Here is a 20291-nt window from a genome sequence, read left to right on the forward strand (position 1 = left end):
TTTGCTCCTGCAAAATCTGCATTCATGCCATCCTTGGCAATCAGTCGCCGCCGTCGAGCCTACATGGACGTATTCACGGCGTCCTGTCGGGCGAGTGACCGTACCCAGCCATCCCTCGCACTTTCATTTGCCGGGGCGATGACAGCTTCTTCATGATCGTTACTTGATTATAACTTCGGCTCAAAGAGCATGATAAGCCGGGCTGAACTCATGCACCGCGTCGACCATCGCTTTGACATGCTCCGGATTAATATCCGGTAAAATACCGTGACCGAGATTAAAGACATGTCCGGAACCGCGACCGTAACGCTCCAGTACGTTTTGGACCTTCGCGCGAATGACATCCGGATTGGCATACAGGCTTACGGGATCCATATTACCCTGCAAGGCCACCTTGTCGCCGACGCGCGTCCTGGCTAACCCAATATCGGTTTGCCAATCCAAGCCCAAGGCATCGTAACCGCTATCGACCATTGCTTCGAGCCAAAGCCCGCCGCCTTTCGTAAATAATATCGTCGGAACCCTGCGGCCGTCCGCTTCGGTTTGCAATTGCTCTCGCACCAACTTGGCATAGTGTAACGAGAATTCCAGATAATCCTCGGAAGTCAACATCCCACCCCAAGTATCGAACAGCATCACCGCCTGAGCGCCGGCCGCGATTTGCGCGTTCAAATACAAGGCCACCGATTTTGCCAATTTCTCCAGCATACGATGAACAACACTGGGCTGTTCATACATCATCGACTTGATCTTTTGAAAGCTTTTACTGCTTCCGCCCTCGACCATGTAAGTCGCCAAGGTCCAAGGGCTGCCGGAAAAACCGATCAACGGCACGCGGCCTTGCAGCGAAGCTCTAATTAAACGAACTGCATCGATCACATAACGCAATTCCTGCTCGGGATCGGGTATCGGTAATTTATCGACATCGGCAGCCGAGCGAATCGGATTGCTGAATCTAGGGCCTTCGCCTTCGGCAAAACTTAAGCCTAAACCCATTGCATCGGGTATCGTCAGAATATCGGAAAACAAAATAGCCGCGTCGAAAGCATATCGATCCAACGGCTGTAGCGTGACTTCGCAAGCCAGCTCCGGGTTCGTGCATAAATTCATGAAACTGCCGGCTTGCTCGCGGATTTTACGATACTCCGGCAAATAGCGCCCTGCCTGACGCATCATCCAGACCGGCGTTCTTTCGACCGGTTGTTTTAATATGGCTCTGAGGAAAGTATCGTTTTGTAATATCGTCATTATGTTTAATTATCTTGTTTGTAAGTATTCAGTCCCCCTCTTTGAAAAAGAGGGGCTAGGGGAGATTTTTTAAATAAATCCCCCTCAATCCCCCTTTTTCAAAGGGGGAGGCCAACAATTACGCCTGAATTGCGGTAATTTGCCAACGGGGTCTAAATACTTACTCTTGTTTAAGGAATAAGCACGAATCGACTTGAAATTTACTTTCGGCCCTATCCTGAGTTTTTCTGGCCCTCATGCCCCTGCATTACTGCCATTTAACGGAAAGAGTCACTTTAACTCCTTCCCGAGACCTACTCGACCGATTCAACTTGGCTCAACTATAATCGCTGTAAGCGAAGGAACATTAGCTTCTTTGGTATCGCGAAGCTAGAGCTTCACATATCGGTTTCCCAAGCAGGAGCTTGGGAAACAGCAGAATACTTATTTTTTCTGGTTCCCACGGTCCTCCGTGGGAACCCGTACCTTGGCTACCGATGCAAGACCGGTATGCATTCCCTCGCTGGAGCGGAAACGAAGCGGGTCGCTGTTGATCAGTAATTATTCACACCCCCCTACGTTCCCACGCTCCAGCGTGGGAATGCAGCCCGAGACGCTCTAGCGTCTCGTACCGCTGGAGCTGTACTCAGGCATTCCCACGCAGAGCACTCATCGTTATACATAAGTCAATAATTACCCTTTTGTAATCTTAACCAATGAGCCCTCGATACCATTATATTGTCACTTAACACTCTCGGATCGTCCTCATCTAACCCTAGGTGATCCGCGTAGGGTACACTGTGCGTACCATGGTAACCCCGCGATGTTCATGTGCCAACCGAACCGCCAGGGCACGGCTTTGGTACGCGCAGCGTACCCTACAATTTATGTATAACGATGAGCGCAGAGCATGGGAACCAGAATGACTGAGGGACTGAATACTCACGTTGATCAAGTTATTTCATGCGCGTTACTTAGTTTGCGTTTTTGATATCGCTCTGTAAAACCGCGAAACGCCTAACCCAAGCCCCTTTGAATTCCGCCGGCAATTTTCTGGTAGCCCTTTCGGCTTCGGCATGACTGCTAAACGAGCCGTACAGCAAAATAAATTTCTCTTTACCGCCGATGCGAGTTTCAAGATACTTCAAGTCTTGCTGAAGGTGCCGATATTTGTTCAGCACATTGACAATCGACTGTCGGCTCGATAATACCATTAATTGCATAGTGAAATGATCCGAGGATTGCTTGAATAACCAAGACCGATCATCTTCCGAGCGATTGGAATCTATCGTCTCCTGCGGCTTTGTCTCAATCTTTTCATCTGCGACTGCCGGTACTAAAGGCTCGGCTTTAATTATACTCGGACCGGCGATCGGATTCTCAAGCTTGTCGTTTTCGGCAGAGTCAGAAACCACCTCGAGATCATTAATCTCCTTATTTTTCACAGTGGTCTCGATTTTCCGGTCTGGTACCGCCGCTACCGGGGCCGTAACGACGTTTGTCATCTTAGGCTTAGGCTTTTGCTCCGCGACATCGGTAACGATGCTGTCATTTACCGCCTGCTTACCGGCAAACTTTTCAACCGGCAACGGAACCGACAAGGCCTGTTGCTGCGGCCTCGGCAAAGACTCCGTTAAATGATGATCGGATTTAGGAACCAAGGCCTCCCAGCCGACGAAGGCGATACCTGCGATCGCAAAAAGCGCAAACAGCCCAATCGAAAACCGGACGGGAGCACCCAACCGCTCGAAATCGGACAAACGCGGTAATTGAGCAACAATTTTACCCGGAATGCCATGCGTTTCGCGGTAGACATACTCCACCATGTTATCGCTGACCGCATTGAACGAAATCGGCGCGTCCGGCTTCCCGGAAAGATTTTGCAAAAAATCTCGGCATTGTTTTTCCGACAGCGGCAATAGCTCGATAAAATGACAATCCTCGACAGACCGGTCCGAACGACTTTTGATATACAGTTCGTCCTGAGTTAGCGAAAAAATAACTCTTAATGTCGGGTTAGCCAAAGCATATTCCGATAGAGCATCGATCAAACCGGGTATCAATTCGCCGGCATTATCGATCATCAAGATTAACTTGAGTTTTTTCTGCTCAAGCAATGCGATCGCATCATCCAGGGAAAAGCCTTTGCAAGCCGGTTGTTCCGTCTCCAAAAAACTGCGCAAACGCTCTTGAATCGACGAAAAACTTAACTGATGATCGCCGGTCATGAAACAATAATGCCCTTCGACCGGACGTTGCTCGCGCAAGACCGTCAACAATGTCGACTTACCGATACCGGTTGGGCCGTTAACGATCAACGGACGATTAAAATTGATTATCAGATGAATCAATAACTCGAACTTTTGAGCGCGCTCGGCAGTAATTAACGATTTAATCGCCGGTTTTGCCAAGCCATACGGCCTATTCGCAACCTGATTAGCCTTTTCGACCATATCCGTTTAGCGTCGCTACCAATAATGCTTTTTCCACGCCGACCGGCAAGGTTGCCTCGCCGATACTCTTCAATAAAATCAAACGAATATTGCCGTCGACATTTTTTTTATCCACGGCCATCAATTCGATAAAACGGTTAGCATCGAGCGTTGCCGGAGGCTCGACAGGCAACCTGGCCCACTTAAACAATCTAATAATACGTTCGACGTCGGCATCGGTCAGCCAGCCTTTGCGCCTTGACAAATCGGCCGCCTGGCAAGTGCCGATCGCAACCGCCTCGCCGTGCAAATAGCTTCCGTAGCCCATACCGGTTTCAATCGCATGACCGAAGGTGTGGCCCAAATTCAAGGTCGCCCTAACATCGGATTCTTTCTCATCGGCGGCAACGACTTCGGCTTTATTGCGGCACGAGCGCTCGACCGCATACGAGAGCGCTTCGGCATCCCTATCGAGCAAAGACTCGATATTGTTCTCGAGCCATGCAAAAAAATCGGGATCGCGTATCAATCCATATTTTATCACTTCAGCGATACCGGCCGACAATTGCCTGTCTTCCAATGTCGACAAGACCGACATATCGGCAATCACGCATTGCGGTTGATAAAACGCGCCGATCATGTTTTTGCCGAGCGGATGATTAACGCCGGTCTTGCCGCCGACCGAAGAATCGACTTGCGCCAACAACGTGGTCGGGATTTGTATAAATGGAATTCCGCGTTGGTAACAAGCGGCGGCAAAACCGCCCATGTCGCCGATGACGCCGCCGCCCAAGGCAATCAAACTGGCATTTCGACTGAATTTGTGAGCCAACAAAGTATCGAAAATCCGATTCAAATAGTCGAGCGTTTTATATTGTTCGCCATCCGGCAAAATAACGGTTTCGACGACAAAATCCGACAGGTTATCGAGCACTTGCTGCAAATATAAAGGCGCCACCGTTTCGTTTGTCACGACCAAAACTTGTTTGGAACGAATATGCCGATTCAATAAATCGGCTTGTTCCAGCAAACGAGAGCCTATGTATATCGGATAACTACGCTGCCCTAAATCGACTTGTAATGTTTTCATTTATTTTTGTTATACATCTAATGTTCTTCTGCGGGACGGGTTATTCAACCCGTCCCCAGCGTTTCGATATGCTTCGGCCACGGTTGAAACGTTTCGGACGGGGTTACAAACCCCGTCCTGCCAAGTGCATTCCCACGCTGGAGCGGTGGGAACGAGGAAAGCCAACCATTGCCATCCCTGGCGGAATGACGCGTTATGTCCCTAAGCCGCCGCCTTCACCTTTCACCTTTCCTCTTTAACCTCATAAATCCCTATAACGCTGCAATATATTTTTAACCGCGGCCTTACTCTGTAATGTACCGCTATTGACGATATAGTCCGCACATGACAAATATAACGGCTCGCGCTCGATTAGCAACTGTTCCAACTTCGCTCTCGGATTGTCGGTTTGCAATAACGGGCGCTGCGTATCGCGCTTGGTTCTTTCCAAAATTCTATCCACCGAACATTGCAAATAAACCACAAAACCGTTTTCCTTGAGACATTCCCGATTTTCTTCGCGGATAACCGCACCGCCGCCGGTCGCCAACACGACATGAGTCAATTTTGTCAAACCTGCTAACGCTTTTTGTTCACGATCCCGGAATCCTGACTCACCTTCGAATTCGAATATCGTCGGTATATCGACGCCAGTCAAGTCTTCGATAATCTTGTCGCTATCATAAAACGGCATTTTTAACGATTTGGCCAATAGCCTACCGATTGTCGTTTTGCCGGCCCCCATTAGACCGATGAGATAAATGTTCTCCGATTTAGCCATGCGGTTTCTAGTAATGTTTTCGCGCGCATAAAAAAGGGGGCATTATGCCCCCTTTTTGGCTGAAGTAGAAGCAGGGAATTAATTGGCTCCCGACAAATTCTCGTGAACGATTTTTGGAGTAACGAAAATTAATAGCTCTGTTTTATTATCGAGAACCTCGGTGCGCGTAAATAAAAAACCTATGCCCGGCAAATCACCGAAAAATGGAATCTTACCGATGTCTTCTCTCTGATCCCCTTCAAATACGCCGCCTAAAACGACTGTTTCGCCGTCCATAACCTGCACATTTGTTTGAATCTCACGCGTATCAATCCCAATTTGATCGCCGACTGCCCTACCTGGTGCATCTTTGGTAACTCTTAAATCCATAATGACACTACCACTTGGTGTGATTTGCGGCAATACATTCAGCTCTAATACCGCATCAATCAATTGTGTTACCGGTCCAGTATTCGCACTACTTGTTTGATAAGGAATTTGCTCACCCAATTTAATTGAGGCCTGACAACGATCAGTTGTCATGACTCTTGGATTAGAGAGCAATTCTGCCTTCCCTTCATCTTGTAACGCCGATATTTCGAGATTTAAAACATAGTCAGCCGTTCTAGCTAGTGTCATAGCCAATGCCCCATAAGGATTTGTTGCACTGAGGTCAACTAATAAGTCGTTAACTGCCGTCACTCCATTAATGTTACTTTCCGTTCCAGCTCCACCAACAGCAAAAGTCTTATTACTACCAACTTGGGCTGCTTTAGCTACACCAAATCGAACACCCAAGTCTCTTGCAAAATTATTCGATGCAATCACAACTCTCGATTCAATCATTACCTGTCTCACAGGGATATCGAGCTTCGCGATTAATTTTCTGATTTCCTCCAACCGACTGGCAGTCTCTCTGACAATTAGTGTATTAGTACGCCCATCAACCACCACAGTACCCCTCGGGGACATCATCGTAAACCTATCTTCGTCACTCCCTCCTGTACGACCTTGCACACCACCGGCACCTTGCATTCCTCCCATACCTTGCATACCTTGCATACCGCCGGCACCTTGCATACCGCCCATTAGGCCACCCTGAATACCCCCGCTTCCTTGACCGACACCCATACCGCATTGCCCGAAGGATCCTGCATCCATGCCGTACAACAAATTCCGAAAATTTTCCGCCCGAGCATAATTAATTTTGATGTACTCTGTTCGTAGCGGCTCCAATTGCTCGACCACTTTTTCGGTTTCTCGCTGCTTCTCTTTGTATTCCTTGATCTTGCCGACCGGCGCGATCAATGTGACATTGCCGGTTTGGTACTTTTCCAAGCCTTTGGTCATCATGATGAAATCCAGCGCTTCGTCCCAAGGCACGTCGTCGAGTTTCAAGGTTATCCGCCCGGTTACTTCGTCGCCGGCGACAACGTTCTGTCCGGTAAACTCGGACAATAGCGTGATTACGCTACGAATTTCGATATCTTGAAAATTAAGCGACAAGCGATCGCCGGTATAACGATCCTTCTGGCTGTCTTTCAAGTCTTTTTCCGCTTGCGTCAATGGCCGAAATTCGACAGTCAACGTGCCTTCCGACTGGAACTGAGAATATTCGTAAAGCGGGCTCTGTAAATCGACGGTAATTTTGGTTTCTTGACGGCTACTGACCGCATCGAACGAACTGACCGGCGTCGCAAACTCGGATACGTCGTAACGTTTTGAAAGCCGCTCCGGTAGACGGGTATTAACAAAATAAATCTCAACCTTACCGCCGATTTCACGGGTATTCACCATTGTATTCGGTTCGCTCAACGAGACCAGGATACGCCCTTCGCCACGCGGCCCGCGCCTGAAATCCAAACCCTTAATACCTTGCTCGGGTAAAAACTGCGCCATCACATCGCTTCTCGCTTGTTGTGCAGCCGTAGCCACGATCGATGTTTCCGAGCGAACGACCGGTGCCTCAGCCTGCGCCGCCCCAGCTAACGTAACGAATACTTTATTACCCTCTGTGCTTGTTTCATAAGGAACCGAAGAAATCAAATTAATGACGACTCGTAACCTGCCGCCGGATTCGGCGACATACACGCTATCGGCGGAATCTAAATTGATCGGGAATTTTTTCTTGGATAAACCGCTTTTAACACCGCTAAAGTCCAACGCAATTCTGGCGGGGTTGTCGGTATGAAAAACCCGAGGCGCCGGAGCCGGCCCGTTTAGTTCCAATTGCAACTGCAAGCGCCCCCCCGACAATCGAGTAAAATCTAGATTTTGAATTTGTACTTCACTCGCTTGAACGGCAAACTGAAAAACGCACAGGAATATCCCCGCGAAGATTGTTTTCCAAAGAGGCTCGGTCACTCTGCTCATGTTATTGCTGCCTTGAATACTCATTGTTTAATCCCCAACATCATTCGGACAATGCCAATGAAGTTTGCTGTTCTCGCCATGTTCCCGGCTTATCGGGAACGATTTCCATCAATTCGATTTTATCCTCGTTGATACGAATAATCTTACCGTGATTCTTGCCCATGTAGTTACCTTCTCTTACCCGGTGGATAGTCCCGTCACCGGCCTTGATCAATCCCCATAGCACCGTATCTTTAGTGATGGTTCCAGCCATTCTCAAGCTGTCCAGAGAATAGGTCTCCAATTGCTCCTTGCGTCGGGTAGGGTCGGGCCTAATCCCTCTTCCTGGTCCGATATCGACAAGCTCGGCTTCCGCAGCTTTTTCTATGGGCCGGAACGGATCACGTAAACCGCTCGGCTTAAAGATGAACGGTTCAATCACTTTGATTTCAGGCAACGGCTCGATCTGCGTTTTCGGCCGGGCCTTGACTTGGTTGATATATTGCACCAAATCGGACTTATCATCGCTCGAGCAAGCATTCAGTAAGAAAAGGCTCAACAAACTTAAGGCCGCAAATGCACCATGTTTAAAAAACGCGCTGCAAAATCGACTTTGCCGCGACCTTGAGTCGGTTAGCGATAAAATACTCGACTTCATCTTCTACCTCTTCTGTGCTGAGGCTTTGCCGGCGCGGGACCTTGCTCCCCCTCGTTATAGGTCTTGATCGTTGCGTCCATGACCATTTTATCGGACGTCTCGCCTTTAGCTTGTTGAGAAACAGGGCTTATCTTAACGTTATGCACTGTAACGATCCTCGGCAATGAAGCTAAACCGCTAACAAATAAAGCCAATTCTTCGTAACGCCCAATAACTTGTATATTGATCGGAAGCTCCCAATAAAAGTCGCGGCGCACCGGGTCTGTCGGCTTAAACAGTCTGAATTCCAAACCGCTCGCCAAGCCGGTCTGTGAAATATCGACCAATAAATTCGCCACTTCGGAGCGGGTCGGCATTTGTTTGATAATTTCAATCAGCGAATCTTCGATCTGCTCTAACTGCGCCTTGTAGTCGGGCAGATTGATCGCTTTTTTTTGTTTCGCCTCGAAGCTGCTCTTCAAATCCCGCTCTGTCTGTTCCAATCGCTCCAACGCTTCCAATTGGTCAGCGGTATCGTAATAATAACCGCCGACCGCAACGAGCATGCAAACCATCACGATGATCACGGCTTTTACCGGTGTCGGCCAAGTCCCGGCCTCATTAAAATCCCAATTAATTTCAGACAGATTCATCAGTTTTTCTCATCTTCGGAAGCCGTACCCAGTTGCGCGATAAGAATAAAATCGCTGAGCTGATCGACCTTGGTTTTTTGTTGAGACTGAATGATGTTCAACTTAGGACTGTGCAACCACTCGGAAGCCTCTATCGCTCGCATAAACGCAGATACACGGGCATTCGATTCGGTCTTGCCCTTAAACGTCAATTCCATATTAGACTGCGCAAAGCTTGATAGAAACACGCCGTCAGGCGTTCTTCTAGCGACCTCATCGAAAAGACGAACAATCAAAGGTCTACTTTCCTGTAACTTTTGAATAACATCGATCTTAGTCAGTAATTCGTTTTTCTTTTCTTCAATGTTTTTTATTTCGGCAATCTTCTTGTCGACCGCAGCGATTTCATTCCTTAGCATTTGGTTCCGGCTTTCCTGATACGACATTACACCGTCGTAATGCATATGAACCGCAAAAATCAACACCAGGGTCAAGACAATCGACAACAGTGCAACAGTTAAAAACTGCTGTTGCTGTTGTTTTTTAAGCTCGGCTCGCCAAGGGAGCAGGTTAATTCGGGCCATTAATCGAAACTCCTTAGCGCAAGTCCGCAGGCGATCATCATCGCCGGCGCATCGCTACTTAAACTTTGCGGTTTCACTCGATTCGATAAAGCCATATTGATAAACGGATTGGCAATAAAACAGGGAATACTCAAGTTCTGTTCGACCAGCTTATCTACACCGGGTATCGACGAGCAGCCGCCCGCCAAAATAATAGAATCGATCGTTCTGTTGGCGCTCGATGAAACAAAAAATTGGAGCGATCGCGCAATTTGCTGAACCATCGCCTTCTTAAACGGCTCCAATACGTCATTGATATAATTATCGGGTAAACCGCCGTGCCGCTTGGCAAGACCGGCTTCTTCGTAGGACAAACCGTAGCGGCGTTGAATTTCATCGGTCAACTGCCTTCCGCCGAAACCTTGTTCACGCGTATAAATAGTTCTACCGTCCGCAATGACGTTCAATGTCGCCATCGTCGAACCGATATCCGAGATAGCAATAGTCTGGCCTTCGCTAGAACCGGGTAATTGATCGGCGATAAGCGCAAAGGCGTTTTCCATCGCAAACGCTTCGACATCAATGATTTTGGCTTTTAAACCCGCTTTATCCAAGGCTTCGATGCGGTCCTCGACATTTTCACGACGGGAGGCGACCAAGAGCACATCAACCATTTCGGAGTTTTTAGCGTTTTTTCCCTGAATTTCAAAATCCAGGTTGACCTCATCCAGTGCATAAGGCACATATTGATCTGCCTCGACCATGATTTGTTCGTAAACTTCTTCGTCCGAAAAATTAGCGGGCATCGTTATGATTTTGGTCATAACCGCCGAACCAGCAACCGCGACGCAGGCATGCTTAACTTTCGTTCCGGATTGTTTGATGGCTTGTTTGATAGCGTCAGAGATCACATCGACATTCGCGAAATTTTTATCGATAACGGCATCCTGCGGTAATGGCGCGACAGCATAACTTTCGACTCGATAACGAGGACCGTTTTTCGATAATTCCAATAATTTAACGGCTGCCGTGCTAATGTCGATACCGACTACAGGCACATTTTTGCGACTAAACCAGTTCATCGTAGAACCCTTGTAAAACATTGAATTGTTGTTGCATCGGATACACTGTTGCCTATCTAGTTATCGATGATGCATCATTATTAAGAAGCACATAAGTCATTAAAACGATAGCACATCCCTGTGCCAGGTTAGATCACCAATCACGCAGGCACTAATATCAATACGCCCGACCAAACTGCACAGAGATCAGTATAGTAGTGTTTTTAAATTACATAAAAAAATATTCATTCTGCTTTGATTTCGATCGCTTTTTCAAACCGAATCACATTTATCGCATAACCTACGACAAAGAATTTTCAGTATCGAAAATCAAAGATTTAGTCTCCGCCCATGGATATATCTATTGTTTTTCAAACTCAAATGCTATCCGTTATATCCATCGATATGGATGGCCACCATATCCATGGCAGGACGGGGTTTTTAACCCCGCTCTAAACGCTTCCTGATTAGCAAGATGCTTCAGTTTGCCGAAGCCAAGTGTCCGAGCAGGGGCTAGTCGTAGTCGCAAAAACTAAAATATGCTGTTACCCAAGCTCCAGCTTGGGTAACCTGCTCAGGAAGCTGGAGCTTCCGGGGTGTCTTTCCCAAGCTGGAGCTTGGGAAAGAGCGTTATGTGGGTTGGCCGTTTTTAGCTTGATGCGTATGGTTGCACAACCCGCCCCGCACACACCCACTAGCTCAACAAAGCGACAGCTTTTCTGCGGCAGCAACAAAATAACATGATTTTCGAGCATTCATTAAAGTTTGTGTTGCTCAAAAGTCAAATCAAGTATATTTTTAGCAACAGTCAACGTCAGATTTCTTTTTATTCAACCCGTTAAGAATCAATCGAATTTGACGATATAATCAAAACCAAGGTAAATGTTCAGCCCCTTTTTGAAAAAAAAGAAAACACATCGGAAACTTTTTTAAATACAAGGAGCCAGGCAATTACATCGGTACAATTACAGTAGTGGTACAAACCGGAATACTTCGTGATAATTAAATTAGTGATCACCTTTTTTAAATGGCTCAGTGTGCTTTTTCTAATCGGCCTCATATCAGCGGCGATCTACGGCTACCTGTTATTGGAGCGCCTCTCCGAAGAGCTGCCCGATGTTAACCAATTAAAGGATGTTCATTATCAAACGCCGCTGCAAATTTATAGCAAAGACAACCTTTTAATCGCTGAATTCGGCGAAAAAAAGCGCAGCCCCATCACGATCGACCAGGCTCCAAAAGAGCTGATTCATGCATTTTTAGCGGCCGAAGACAAACATTTTTACGAACATCAAGGCGTCGATTTTGTAGGCTTATTACGTGCGGCGTTAAAACTCGCCACCACCGGTAAAAAGGAACAAGGCGGCAGCACGATCACAATGCAAGTCACACGAAATTTTTTACTGAGTCGTGAAAAAACCTACACTCGTAAACTAAAAGAAATACTTCTATCGCTCAAGATAGAAGAGACTTTCTCAAAAGACACAATTCTCGAACTATATCTTAATAAAATCTATCTAGGCCAACGCTCCTACGGCGTTGCCGCCGCCGCCCAAACCTACTACGGTAAATCCTTAAACGAGCTCACGCTGGCGGAATCCGCAATGATAGCCGGCCTACCGAAAGCACCTTCGGCCTATAACCCTATCGTCAACCCTGCGCGAGCCATGGAAAGGCGCGACTATGTGTTATACCGAATGCAACAAATCGGCTATATCGACCAACAAACGTACCAAGCCGCTCTCGTCGAAGCCAATACGGCAAGAGTGATTCATCGCGGCATCGAACTATCGGCACCTTTTATCGCCGAAATGGCCCGGCAAAAAATTCTTGAACTTTATGGACCGCAAGCATACGGGTCGGGAATGAAGGTCTACACGACGATTACCCGCCCCCTGCAAAATGCAGCCACCCGGGCTTTAAGAAACGCCTTGCATAGCTATGACGAACGCCACGGCTACCGTTTTAAATTGCCCAATGCCCCCGATCAAAAAACCGACATCAACAAGCTGCCGATAATCGGCGACAGCTATCCAGCGTTGATCAAACGAATCGATAACGACAAGGCTACCGTCCAATTACGCGGAGGAAAAACCGTTGAAGTGCCATGGAGCAACATGAAATGGGCGCGCAAGTTTATTTCACGAAACGCACGAGGGGCGGCACCGCAATCAATCCTTGATCTATTCAAAACCGGTGACGCCATTTTTGTTAGACAACTCAACGATAAAACCTGGGCTTTAGCGCAAATACCGGAAGCCGAGGGCGCCTTTGTCGCCATCGACACGATCGACGGAGCGATATTGGCATTGGCCGGCGGTTACGACTTCAATCACAACAAATTCAATCGAGTGACTCAGTCGAACCGGCAACCGGGATCGGGCTTTAAACCGATTATCTATACAACAGCCTTGGAAAACGGTTATACGACCGCATCGCTAATCAACGATGCACCGATCGTATTGGAAGGTTCAAGACCCGGTCATGAATGGCGTCCGGAGAATTACAATAGAAGATTTTCCGGCCCGACCAGCCTAAGAGTCGCTCTTCGAAAATCCAAAAACCTGATTTCGGTACGCTTGCTGCTTAATTTAGGTATCAAGCCTGTCGTTAAGACCGCCATGCGTTTCGGATTTCAAAAGGATCAATTGCCCAATAGCTATACGCTTGCGCTGGGCAGCGGCCAAGCCACTCCACTGCAGATGGCGCGAGCTTATGCAGTCTTCGCGAACGGCGGTTTTTTGATCGAGCCTTATTTGATCGACCGGATTGAATCCGGCGACGGCAAATTACTGTACCAGGCCAACCCTCAAGTCGCCTGTCTGGACTGCACCAGCGAATCGCCGGCATTCATCAATCAAGCACCGCGCATCATCACGCCACAAATTAGTTTTTTAATGAATTCCCTGCTACGCGATGTCGTGCAAAGAGGCACCGCCGTCAAAGCGAAGCGACTCGGACGCGCCGATCTTGCCGGAAAAACCGGCACGACCAATGATCACCGCGACGCATGGTTCAACGGCTATAGCGCTACCGTATCCGCTACGGCATGGGTGGGATTCGACAATTTCAACAGCCTGGGCTACAAAGAAACCGGAGGTGCCGCCGCCTTGCCGATGTGGATGGAATTTATGCAAACCGCTTTACGCGACAAGCCGGAAATTCCTTTGACGCCGCCGGAAGGGGTTGCAAAGATGTATATCGACGCCAAAAGCGGCATGATGATGTCGGCAGAAATACCAGGCGGTATTTGGGAGTTTTTTGACACCACGCAGCAAGCACACATGCATACGAATTTCGAATTCACGGACCCCGGCGAAGCCCATTTCAGCGAAAGACATCCTATAGAAACGCTGTTTTAATCTATAAAAACATACAAATAAAATCCTTAGCCCCAAAAACCAGTAAATCACTACTATCAACCAAGTTTTGATTATTCTTCGCGCGGCCACATTTTCGGTTTTTTGACGCGCTCTTTTTTCCGATAGCGGCGTTACCTACATGGATGTAGACAAGGAGCGTGAGTAGGATAGGAAACTGTGCAAAAACAGCAACATAGCTTAGCTTAACGCCTGTTTTCGCGCCTTGCTTTCGACTGCCAGCTCCTGACATAGTTTACCGCTTACATCCATGTAAGCCTCGAACTAAATAGCATTGTCATAAAAGCCGCAAACATGACCGCGCGAAGTATAACGATGAGCGCTCTGACTTGAGAATGCCAAAATCGGCAAGCCAGAGCTTGCCAGATCAGGGTTCCCAAACTAGAGTTTAGAAACTAGCAGAACATCGCTTGTTTTTAACCTACTTACTCGATGAACATCTACTGCCTTTTCAAACGCTATTACACCAATAAAGATCTGATCGAAGATCGGTTTGGCCGTCTTTACCACCTTCCGTTTCAACTGGCTCGGCAAGGAAATCACGTCGTCGTTGATGCCATCGACTACAAAAATAACACCGGCACAAATATCAACGAAGCTACGGTTTCATTTTCCTCAATACCAGCAACGGTTACCCGACTATCGAAACTAATTCCTACACTCTTTGTCAACATACGCCGCGTAAAACCCGATATTGTTATCGCGAGTGGTGACAGTCACATTGGCTACCTAGGCCTGAAAATGGCAAAACGTTTAGGCGTGCCCTTTGTATTCGATGTTTATGATTATTACCCGGCTTTTTCCGGCAACCGGCTACCGGGAATGAAAGCCATGTTTCGTTCCGCCGTTAAAAACGCTGAATTGGTTCTTTGTGCTAGTGCGCCGCTTCAACAATACATCAAGGCACAGAATTCAAACGCCTTGATTATAGAAAATGGCGTCGATCGAAACTTGTTTACCCCTGGCGAGATGAGGCAAGCAAGAAAAAGAATCGGACTCGAAGAAGAATTCTTGCTCATAGGTTATTTTGGTTCCATCACATCAGCTCGAGGACCGCTGCTTATCGAAGCTTGTCGGAAGCTAAGCCAAAACATGCCATCGCTACGCTTGATCTTGGCCGGTAAAATCACCCACCCTATTGCCGATGAGCCTTGGCTGATTTATTTAGGAGAACAGCCGCAAGCAACCATTCCCGATTTAATTAGGGCTTGTAATGTAGTCGTCGTACCCTACGCAAATAATACCTTCAACAGCATGGCGGGCGCCTGTAAGATCGCGGAGTATCTGGCTTGCGAAAAGCCCGTGGTTGCGACGCGTATTTCTAACCATGAACAACTTTTCAAAGATACACCGGAATCGTTATGCGATCTCAACCCAGACGGCATGGCACATGCATTGTTTAATCAACTAAACAAGCCGGTTGTTGCGCCTTTTCCTCGATCGATGGAATGGGAAACGATCGGCAGGCTATTAAATGAAGCCTTAGGCAAAATTCAATGACGCGGTTACATATCATAATCACCGACTTCAATGGCTATGCTCAAACCCGAAGCTGCCTAAAAGCCTTGAGCGCGAGTCGATACCGTGATTTTACCATTACCGTGGTCGATCATGGATCTACCGAAGCAACCTTTACCGGATTGACTAAAGAATTCCCAGAGGTCAAGTGCTTAAAGGGCTCGCCGGAACTTTGGTGGACCGGAGCCAACAACCTAGGCATTTAACACGCCTTAGAACCCGGTGCACACGCAATCATGTTATTGAATAACGACTGTTGCGTCCGCCCTGACACAATAAGTATTTTGCATGACTTGATACAAAGGCACCCTGACGCAATTATTGCCCCCGTGCAAGTAGACTGGGAAACCCACGAAGTCGTTGCCATCAGCCCACGCACTTGCTTTCTGCTGGGCTTTCCGAACATAGTCGGTTCGTGTCGGCTAACGCCCGAGATACGAGCTCAGGAATACTCGCTGTCAGTTTAATTAGCGGAGGCCGGGGAGTTATTATCCCTACCCAAACCTTTAAGCAAATAGGATTGCTAGATCAAGAAAGTTTGCCGCACTATGGTACAGATCATGATTTTTACCTACGTGCGCGACAACAAGGCGTTGTACTGTTTATTGCGACTCATGCTACCGCTGCAATCGACAACAAACGCACATCATTAGCGCATGATGCGGGAACGCTTAATGGCGCGAAGTTTTTGCAGTCATCGCTCGTTCCCAAGCTCTTTGCTTGGGAACACAGTTCGAGAAGCTCCAACTTCTCGAAACCGGAAAGCAAGATCTGACGTGAAAGGTTTCCCAACGGAGTTTGGGAAACTCTGAACATAGGCGCCAAACTAAGAAAATACCGCCTCATTTCGCCAGAAATTAGCGAAATCCTAGGAGCATGATGACTTGTGCAACATGAACCGCATCGCTCGCGATCAATACAGCTCGTTCCTCTCCTTATCCCACGAGCTAGGACTTAAATAACTGCTCCAACGTATCGACAAACAAGATACGCTCCACCCATTGATCCAACTGAGTCTTATCGGCCTGATTGATTTTTTCTTCCGCCCAAGCTGGAAGTTCGCCGAATTTCAGTTGTAACTGTTTAGTCAATGTCTGTGTTTCGCCCTCTTGCCGCCCTTCTTTTCGGCCTTCTTCTCTTAATATCTGTGCCAATCCCATACGATCCTCCGCTTCAGGTAAATAGTCATTACGATAGGTTTCGAGTTCCGCGTCGGACAAATCCGCGTAATAATCGACAAAATCTACGTATTTTAGTTGCTTATTCGGGTCTCGTTCCAGTTGCGCCAAGCCCAATTGCGCATCGTGGTAGATGTCCAATTTTTGACCTTTGGCATAGCGCATATTCAGTAAGTTCAAACGAGCGACGATATTATCGCTGTCGCGGTAAGCATCCGCCGAAAGGTTCTTCAGCTCACAAGCGATATAGCGAAAACTTAGATAATTATGCCGCTCGCCGCCTAAATACAATTCGTAAGGATGACGCCCTCGATCCAGAAAAATCACAATGGGAACCACCCGGTCGGTTTGCGCCAATTCGGATAAATCCAGACAATAATGCGCCAATCGATAAATCGAAAACCGCCGGACTTCGGTTTCTTCTTCCAGTAGAAACAAAATCACTTCGCGCCGTCCATAGAGCCATTCGACCAGCAACGGAGTGTCCAGTTCGTGGGCTTCCCACTTAAGGCGGGATAAAAGCACTAAGAATTAACCGTTCGCCCTGAGCCTGTCGAAGGGTGGATGGTTAATCCGCCCATGGTTCGACAAGCTCACCACGAACGGATTAACCTTAAACTGTACCGCGTTAAGATAGTAGCCAGTTCGTGAAAGCAGTCGCCGAGCCGTTCCTTTAGTTGTTCCTGACGAAACTGGATAATGCGCGCTTGAAGCAAATCATCGGGCGCTTCCTCGGCGGCAAAAAACTGCAAGGCTTGCACGGGGTAATCCAGAATTAAGTTTTTAAAGTTTTGATCGTGCATTGTTTTGATCCCGATACCAAGCTCCAGCGTTCGTTGTTAAAAATAATTGTAGGGTCTGAAAAACACACCCTACGGGGTTAATTTTTTTTGGAATCAAGCGCATGATACAAACGCCAACCCGCCCGATTATCGACAAAATCATGCGTAAACGCTCTCACTTCAGCGCGTCTTCGCGCAAAACCGTCTTCGCCGGCATGATCAACAATAAGTCTTAATTGTTGCTCAAGCTCCTTATAGCAAGCGCATTTAGCGCCCGGAGTCATCTCGTCATAATCGAAGTACATCTTCCGATCTTGCGCCAAATAATGCGCTAAATCCGGCGCGAAAAACACAATAGGCTTATCCAGCAACAAATAGTCGAAAAAAATCGACGAATAGTCGGTGATTAAAAAATCGCAAAGCGGCATTAACGGGTAAACATCACCCAAAGGCGCGTATTCCAATAGATTCGGATAATGATCGACAGCATATCGCCCCTGCATAAAAGGATGCAGCTTCAACACGAAAAGACAATTATGGCGGACAGCAAACGCCGACAAACGCGCCAAATCCATATCACCGGCAAAAGGATTGGCTAAATCCCGGCGAAAAGTCGGCACATATAAACCGATTCGGGTGCCTTGTGATTTAGCCTTGCGTACCGTAGCCAAAGTAGATAAATCGACATTGACATCCAATAAGGCTGCCGTGACTTTGTCCGGCTCCGGCCAACCTAATAACACATCGTTCCGGGGATAACCGCAAGCAATAAACTCCATTGTCTTGAAACACCGGCTAAAAGCGCGATCGGTAAAACCTTGAGATGTCGAAACGACGACATCGTATTTCGGGTAGCGACCCAGCAGCTTTTTTTGCATTTGCAACAAAAAACCGGCCCAGGCCGGCATGATCGCTAAACGCTCACGATAAAGATCCAACTCGATCCGTTTTAACGGTGCGCCATGCCAGACTTGCACCCGCCTTGCGCCGCTCGACAAAGGATAAACGCCATAATCAAACCAGTCCGACATGTCGGCAGCCAACGTAGTACAGCGTAAAACAAGATATAAAGACCGCCAAGACGGATGCATGACGGCTTTCCCGCCAGCCTCGACAATCGCCTGTTGAATCGAACGATAAGCGGTCAAAAAAACAATACGCTCGTTTGGTTTAGCAAATTGCGTAGCGGCAATAAAAAAATATTTGGAATTATCGGCAAATACAGGCCCTTGGCGACCGATGACAAGAGTCAAGTTCGGGTCGCGTTTGAATAAACACGTCAATGGATAAGCGAATAACCATGCCAAAATAGCCGTTAACAATTGTCGTAATGCAAGGAAGACTTCCCGAATCACTAGCTTGTTTGGCAATGAATTTATCACAGGAACTGCCCTCAGGATTTGGGAATCCGAATCTTCTCGATAATCGCCGTCGTCGACACCGAAGGTGTTCTAGGCAAATAAACGACCCTGCAAATGTCGGAAAACTCATCGAACTTACCGGCCCAATCATCACCCATCACCAAAATATCGGCTTGGTGAATTTCAATATAATGCCGCTTGAGTTCCATCGATTCTTCCAAAAACACTTCATCGACGCAACGTAAGGCACGAATGATTTGCACGCGTTCTTGTTGATCGTAAACCGGATAACGGTTTTTTTTGGCAAAATTCATCGTATCGGTTGAAACGCCAACCGATAAACAATCGCCCAATTCACGGGCGCGCTCCAAAATGCGCAGATGGCCGACATGAAAAACGTCGAAAGTACCGAAGGTAATCACGCGCATAAACTAATCGATAATGGGTAGTGCCGGATAAGCTGAGTGTATCGCATCGAGCCCTCTTATAAGCCTGACTTTACCCGCAGCTCGGCGAGTATATTCGATAACAAGTGCCTATGCTGATTGATCGCATTAAGAATTTCACAGGCTTGTTGATGATGGGATTCATATTCATGGGCAATATTATTTCTGACTTCGCGTAATAAAAACCACTGATCCACATCGACGATATTCAGCTTTTCTAGTTGATTAAGCAGATCTAAAAAAGGCTTATCAACATTTTCGCCCTGAAAAAGAAAAAAGGCCTTAAACACCTTGGCTCCGATCGTATCCTGAGCTTTGGAAAAGCGATAAATCATTTGATCGGCAAAAGCCAGATGCCCTCTCTCTAATAAAATTTTTTGAAATTGCTGCGAATCGATGGGAAAAGAATAATGACGGCTGAGTTCTTCGATCGCTTCATCGACTCTCTTGATATGAGTGGAAGCCTCGTTGAGCAAGACGTTTAATTTATGGCCGTAATCTAAAGAGAAATGCTCCATTTTTTAGCCTCCTGTTCAACTAAGCGGGTCTCGTCTTCGTTAAAAATCACATCGATTTTCTGCTCGCCCAAAACACGCTTTACCTGCGCTAAAAAACGCAATTTTTTTTGAAACAAATCCTGCTGATTGGAAACAACGATATATAAATCGATATCGCCGCCCTTTTGAGTGTCATCAATCCGGCTGCCGAATAAATTAACCTTTACATCTTTACCGAAAACTTCTTTAGCTTTAGATTTGATGACGTCACGATAGAATTTGGATATTCGCATAAATAATGTAAAAATTTTGATTCTTCTGGATTTCCCGTGGTAATTTGAAAAATTAGCTGCAAAGCAAATTCTTAATGAATAATTCGTTTAATATCAGTTGCTT

General features: G+C 47.2%; 19 protein-coding genes. 4 read left to right on the forward strand and 15 right to left on the reverse strand.

The features are described 5' to 3' along the window. Positions 1-180: 180 nt before the first annotated feature. The 9 genes from hemE to ACRJJO_RS13890 all read right to left on the reverse strand — a co-directional run bounded on the left by hemE (position 181) and on the right by ACRJJO_RS13890 (position 10754). Positions 181-1248, reverse strand: coding sequence for a uroporphyrinogen decarboxylase (gene hemE, locus ACRJJO_RS13850; RefSeq protein WP_431066281.1), 1068 nt, complete (start codon positions 1246-1248; stop codon positions 181-183). Positions 1249-2201: 953 nt separating this feature from the next. After that, positions 2202-3680: an SPOR domain-containing protein gene (locus ACRJJO_RS13855; RefSeq protein ID WP_431066282.1), complete on the reverse strand. Its 1479-nt coding sequence runs from the start codon at positions 3678-3680 to the stop codon at positions 2202-2204. Then, the gene (gene aroB, locus ACRJJO_RS13860) at positions 3664-4749 is read right to left on the reverse strand and encodes a 3-dehydroquinate synthase (protein WP_431066283.1); all 1086 of its coding nucleotides are present in this window, start codon (positions 4747-4749) and stop codon (positions 3664-3666) included. The genes ACRJJO_RS13855 and aroB overlap by 17 nt, the downstream gene beginning before the upstream one ends. A gap of 241 nt (positions 4750-4990) precedes the next feature. Then, complete coding sequence (aroK, locus tag ACRJJO_RS13865; RefSeq protein ID WP_431066284.1) at positions 4991-5509, reverse strand: shikimate kinase AroK; 519 nt, start codon at positions 5507-5509, stop codon at positions 4991-4993. Between the two features lie 78 nt (positions 5510-5587). Continuing rightward, complete coding sequence (pilQ, locus tag ACRJJO_RS13870; protein WP_431066285.1) at positions 5588-7885, reverse strand: type IV pilus secretin PilQ; 2298 nt, start codon at positions 7883-7885, stop codon at positions 5588-5590. A gap of 16 nt (positions 7886-7901) precedes the next feature. Then, positions 7902-8498: a pilus assembly protein PilP gene (locus ACRJJO_RS13875; protein ID WP_431066286.1), complete on the reverse strand. Its 597-nt coding sequence runs from the start codon at positions 8496-8498 to the stop codon at positions 7902-7904. After that, positions 8495-9130: a type 4a pilus biogenesis protein PilO gene (locus ACRJJO_RS13880; protein WP_404357368.1), complete on the reverse strand. Its 636-nt coding sequence runs from the start codon at positions 9128-9130 to the stop codon at positions 8495-8497. Before ACRJJO_RS13880 ends, ACRJJO_RS13875 begins: the two co-directional genes overlap by 4 nt. Next, on the reverse strand, positions 9130-9693 hold the full coding sequence (locus ACRJJO_RS13885; protein WP_431066287.1) for a PilN domain-containing protein: 564 nt from the start codon (positions 9691-9693) through the stop codon (positions 9130-9132). The genes ACRJJO_RS13880 and ACRJJO_RS13885 overlap by 1 nt, the downstream gene beginning before the upstream one ends. Continuing rightward, positions 9693-10754, reverse strand: coding sequence for a pilus assembly protein PilM (locus tag ACRJJO_RS13890; protein WP_431066288.1), 1062 nt, complete (start codon positions 10752-10754; stop codon positions 9693-9695). Before ACRJJO_RS13890 ends, ACRJJO_RS13885 begins: the two co-directional genes overlap by 1 nt. Before the next feature lie 974 nt (positions 10755-11728). On the opposite strand from ACRJJO_RS13890, the gene ACRJJO_RS13895 reads away from it, so the two are divergent. The 4 genes from ACRJJO_RS13895 (at position 11729) to ACRJJO_RS13910 (ending at position 16406) form a co-directional block, all read left to right on the forward strand. After that, positions 11729-14095, forward strand: a complete 2367-nt coding sequence (locus tag ACRJJO_RS13895; protein WP_431066289.1) for a penicillin-binding protein 1A — start codon at positions 11729-11731, stop codon at positions 14093-14095. Between the two features lie 450 nt (positions 14096-14545). Continuing rightward, complete coding sequence (locus ACRJJO_RS13900) at positions 14546-15613, forward strand: glycosyltransferase (protein WP_431066290.1); 1068 nt, start codon at positions 14546-14548, stop codon at positions 15611-15613. After that, positions 15610-15837 carry a hypothetical protein gene (locus ACRJJO_RS13905; RefSeq protein WP_431066291.1) on the forward strand — a complete coding sequence of 76 codons (228 nt, stop codon included), beginning with the start codon at positions 15610-15612 and terminating at the stop codon, positions 15835-15837. The genes ACRJJO_RS13900 and ACRJJO_RS13905 overlap by 4 nt, the downstream gene beginning before the upstream one ends. 314 nt (positions 15838-16151) lie before the next feature. Then, positions 16152-16406, forward strand: coding sequence for a hypothetical protein (locus tag ACRJJO_RS13910; protein ID WP_431066292.1), 255 nt, complete (start codon positions 16152-16154; stop codon positions 16404-16406). A gap of 172 nt (positions 16407-16578) precedes the next feature. Here ACRJJO_RS13910 and ACRJJO_RS13915 read toward each other — a convergent pair whose 3' ends face one another. From ACRJJO_RS13915 to ACRJJO_RS13940, 6 genes are all read right to left on the reverse strand, one after another. Beyond that, complete coding sequence (locus tag ACRJJO_RS13915; RefSeq protein ID WP_431066293.1) at positions 16579-17334, reverse strand: DUF4351 domain-containing protein; 756 nt, start codon at positions 17332-17334, stop codon at positions 16579-16581. Positions 17335-17402: 68 nt separating this feature from the next. Next, a complete protein-coding gene (locus ACRJJO_RS13920) occupies positions 17403-17612 on the reverse strand; it encodes a hypothetical protein (protein WP_431066294.1) in 210 nt (69 codons plus the stop codon). Between the two features lie 77 nt (positions 17613-17689). Continuing rightward, positions 17690-18961: a CDP-glycerol glycerophosphotransferase family protein gene (locus ACRJJO_RS13925; protein WP_431066295.1), complete on the reverse strand. Its 1272-nt coding sequence runs from the start codon at positions 18959-18961 to the stop codon at positions 17690-17692. A gap of 23 nt (positions 18962-18984) precedes the next feature. Further along, a complete protein-coding gene (locus tag ACRJJO_RS13930; protein ID WP_431066296.1) occupies positions 18985-19380 on the reverse strand; it encodes an adenylyltransferase/cytidyltransferase family protein in 396 nt (131 codons plus the stop codon). A gap of 56 nt (positions 19381-19436) precedes the next feature. Beyond that, entirely contained in the window at positions 19437-19916 is a 480-nt protein-coding gene (locus ACRJJO_RS13935) for a hypothetical protein (RefSeq protein WP_431066297.1), read from the reverse strand. Continuing rightward, a complete protein-coding gene (locus ACRJJO_RS13940; protein ID WP_431066298.1) occupies positions 19898-20188 on the reverse strand; it encodes a nucleotidyltransferase domain-containing protein in 291 nt (96 codons plus the stop codon). Before ACRJJO_RS13940 ends, ACRJJO_RS13935 begins: the two co-directional genes overlap by 19 nt. Positions 20189-20291 lie beyond the last annotated feature (103 nt).

This window comes from Methylotuvimicrobium sp., from assembly GCF_050611805.1.
In the GTDB taxonomy this organism is placed as follows: Bacteria; Pseudomonadota; Gammaproteobacteria; order Methylococcales; family Methylomonadaceae; genus Methylotuvimicrobium.

Bases quoted from the DNA above. Each gene is read 5' to 3' on its own strand.
- hemE (WP_431066281.1), bottom strand. From the start codon at position 1,248: ATGACGATATTACAAAACGATACTTTCCTCAGAGCCATATTAAAACAA.
- ACRJJO_RS13855 (WP_431066282.1), bottom strand. From the start codon at position 3,680: ATGGTCGAAAAGGCTAATCAGGTTGCGAATAGGCCGTATGGCTTGGCA.
- aroB (WP_431066283.1), bottom strand. From the start codon at position 4,749: ATGAAAACATTACAAGTCGATTTAGGGCAGCGTAGTTATCCGATATAC.
- aroK (WP_431066284.1), bottom strand. From the start codon at position 5,509: ATGGCTAAATCGGAGAACATTTATCTCATCGGTCTAATGGGGGCCGGC.
- pilQ (WP_431066285.1), bottom strand. From the start codon at position 7,885: ATGAGTATTCAAGGCAGCAATAACATGAGCAGAGTGACCGAGCCTCTT.
- ACRJJO_RS13875 (WP_431066286.1), bottom strand. From the start codon at position 8,498: ATGAAGTCGAGTATTTTATCGCTAACCGACTCAAGGTCGCGGCAAAGT.
- ACRJJO_RS13880 (WP_404357368.1), bottom strand. From the start codon at position 9,130: ATGAATCTGTCTGAAATTAATTGGGATTTTAATGAGGCCGGGACTTGG.
- ACRJJO_RS13885 (WP_431066287.1), bottom strand. From the start codon at position 9,693: ATGGCCCGAATTAACCTGCTCCCTTGGCGAGCCGAGCTTAAAAAACAA.
- ACRJJO_RS13890 (WP_431066288.1), bottom strand. From the start codon at position 10,754: ATGAACTGGTTTAGTCGCAAAAATGTGCCTGTAGTCGGTATCGACATT.
- ACRJJO_RS13900 (WP_431066290.1), top strand. From the start codon at position 14,546: ATGAACATCTACTGCCTTTTCAAACGCTATTACACCAATAAAGATCTG.
- ACRJJO_RS13905 (WP_431066291.1), top strand. From the start codon at position 15,610: ATGACGCGGTTACATATCATAATCACCGACTTCAATGGCTATGCTCAA.
- ACRJJO_RS13920 (WP_431066294.1), bottom strand. From the start codon at position 17,612: ATGCACGATCAAAACTTTAAAAACTTAATTCTGGATTACCCCGTGCAA.
- ACRJJO_RS13930 (WP_431066296.1), bottom strand. From the start codon at position 19,380: ATGCGCGTGATTACCTTCGGTACTTTCGACGTTTTTCATGTCGGCCAT.
- ACRJJO_RS13935 (WP_431066297.1), bottom strand. From the start codon at position 19,916: ATGGAGCATTTCTCTTTAGATTACGGCCATAAATTAAACGTCTTGCTC.
- ACRJJO_RS13940 (WP_431066298.1), bottom strand. From the start codon at position 20,188: ATGCGAATATCCAAATTCTATCGTGACGTCATCAAATCTAAAGCTAAA.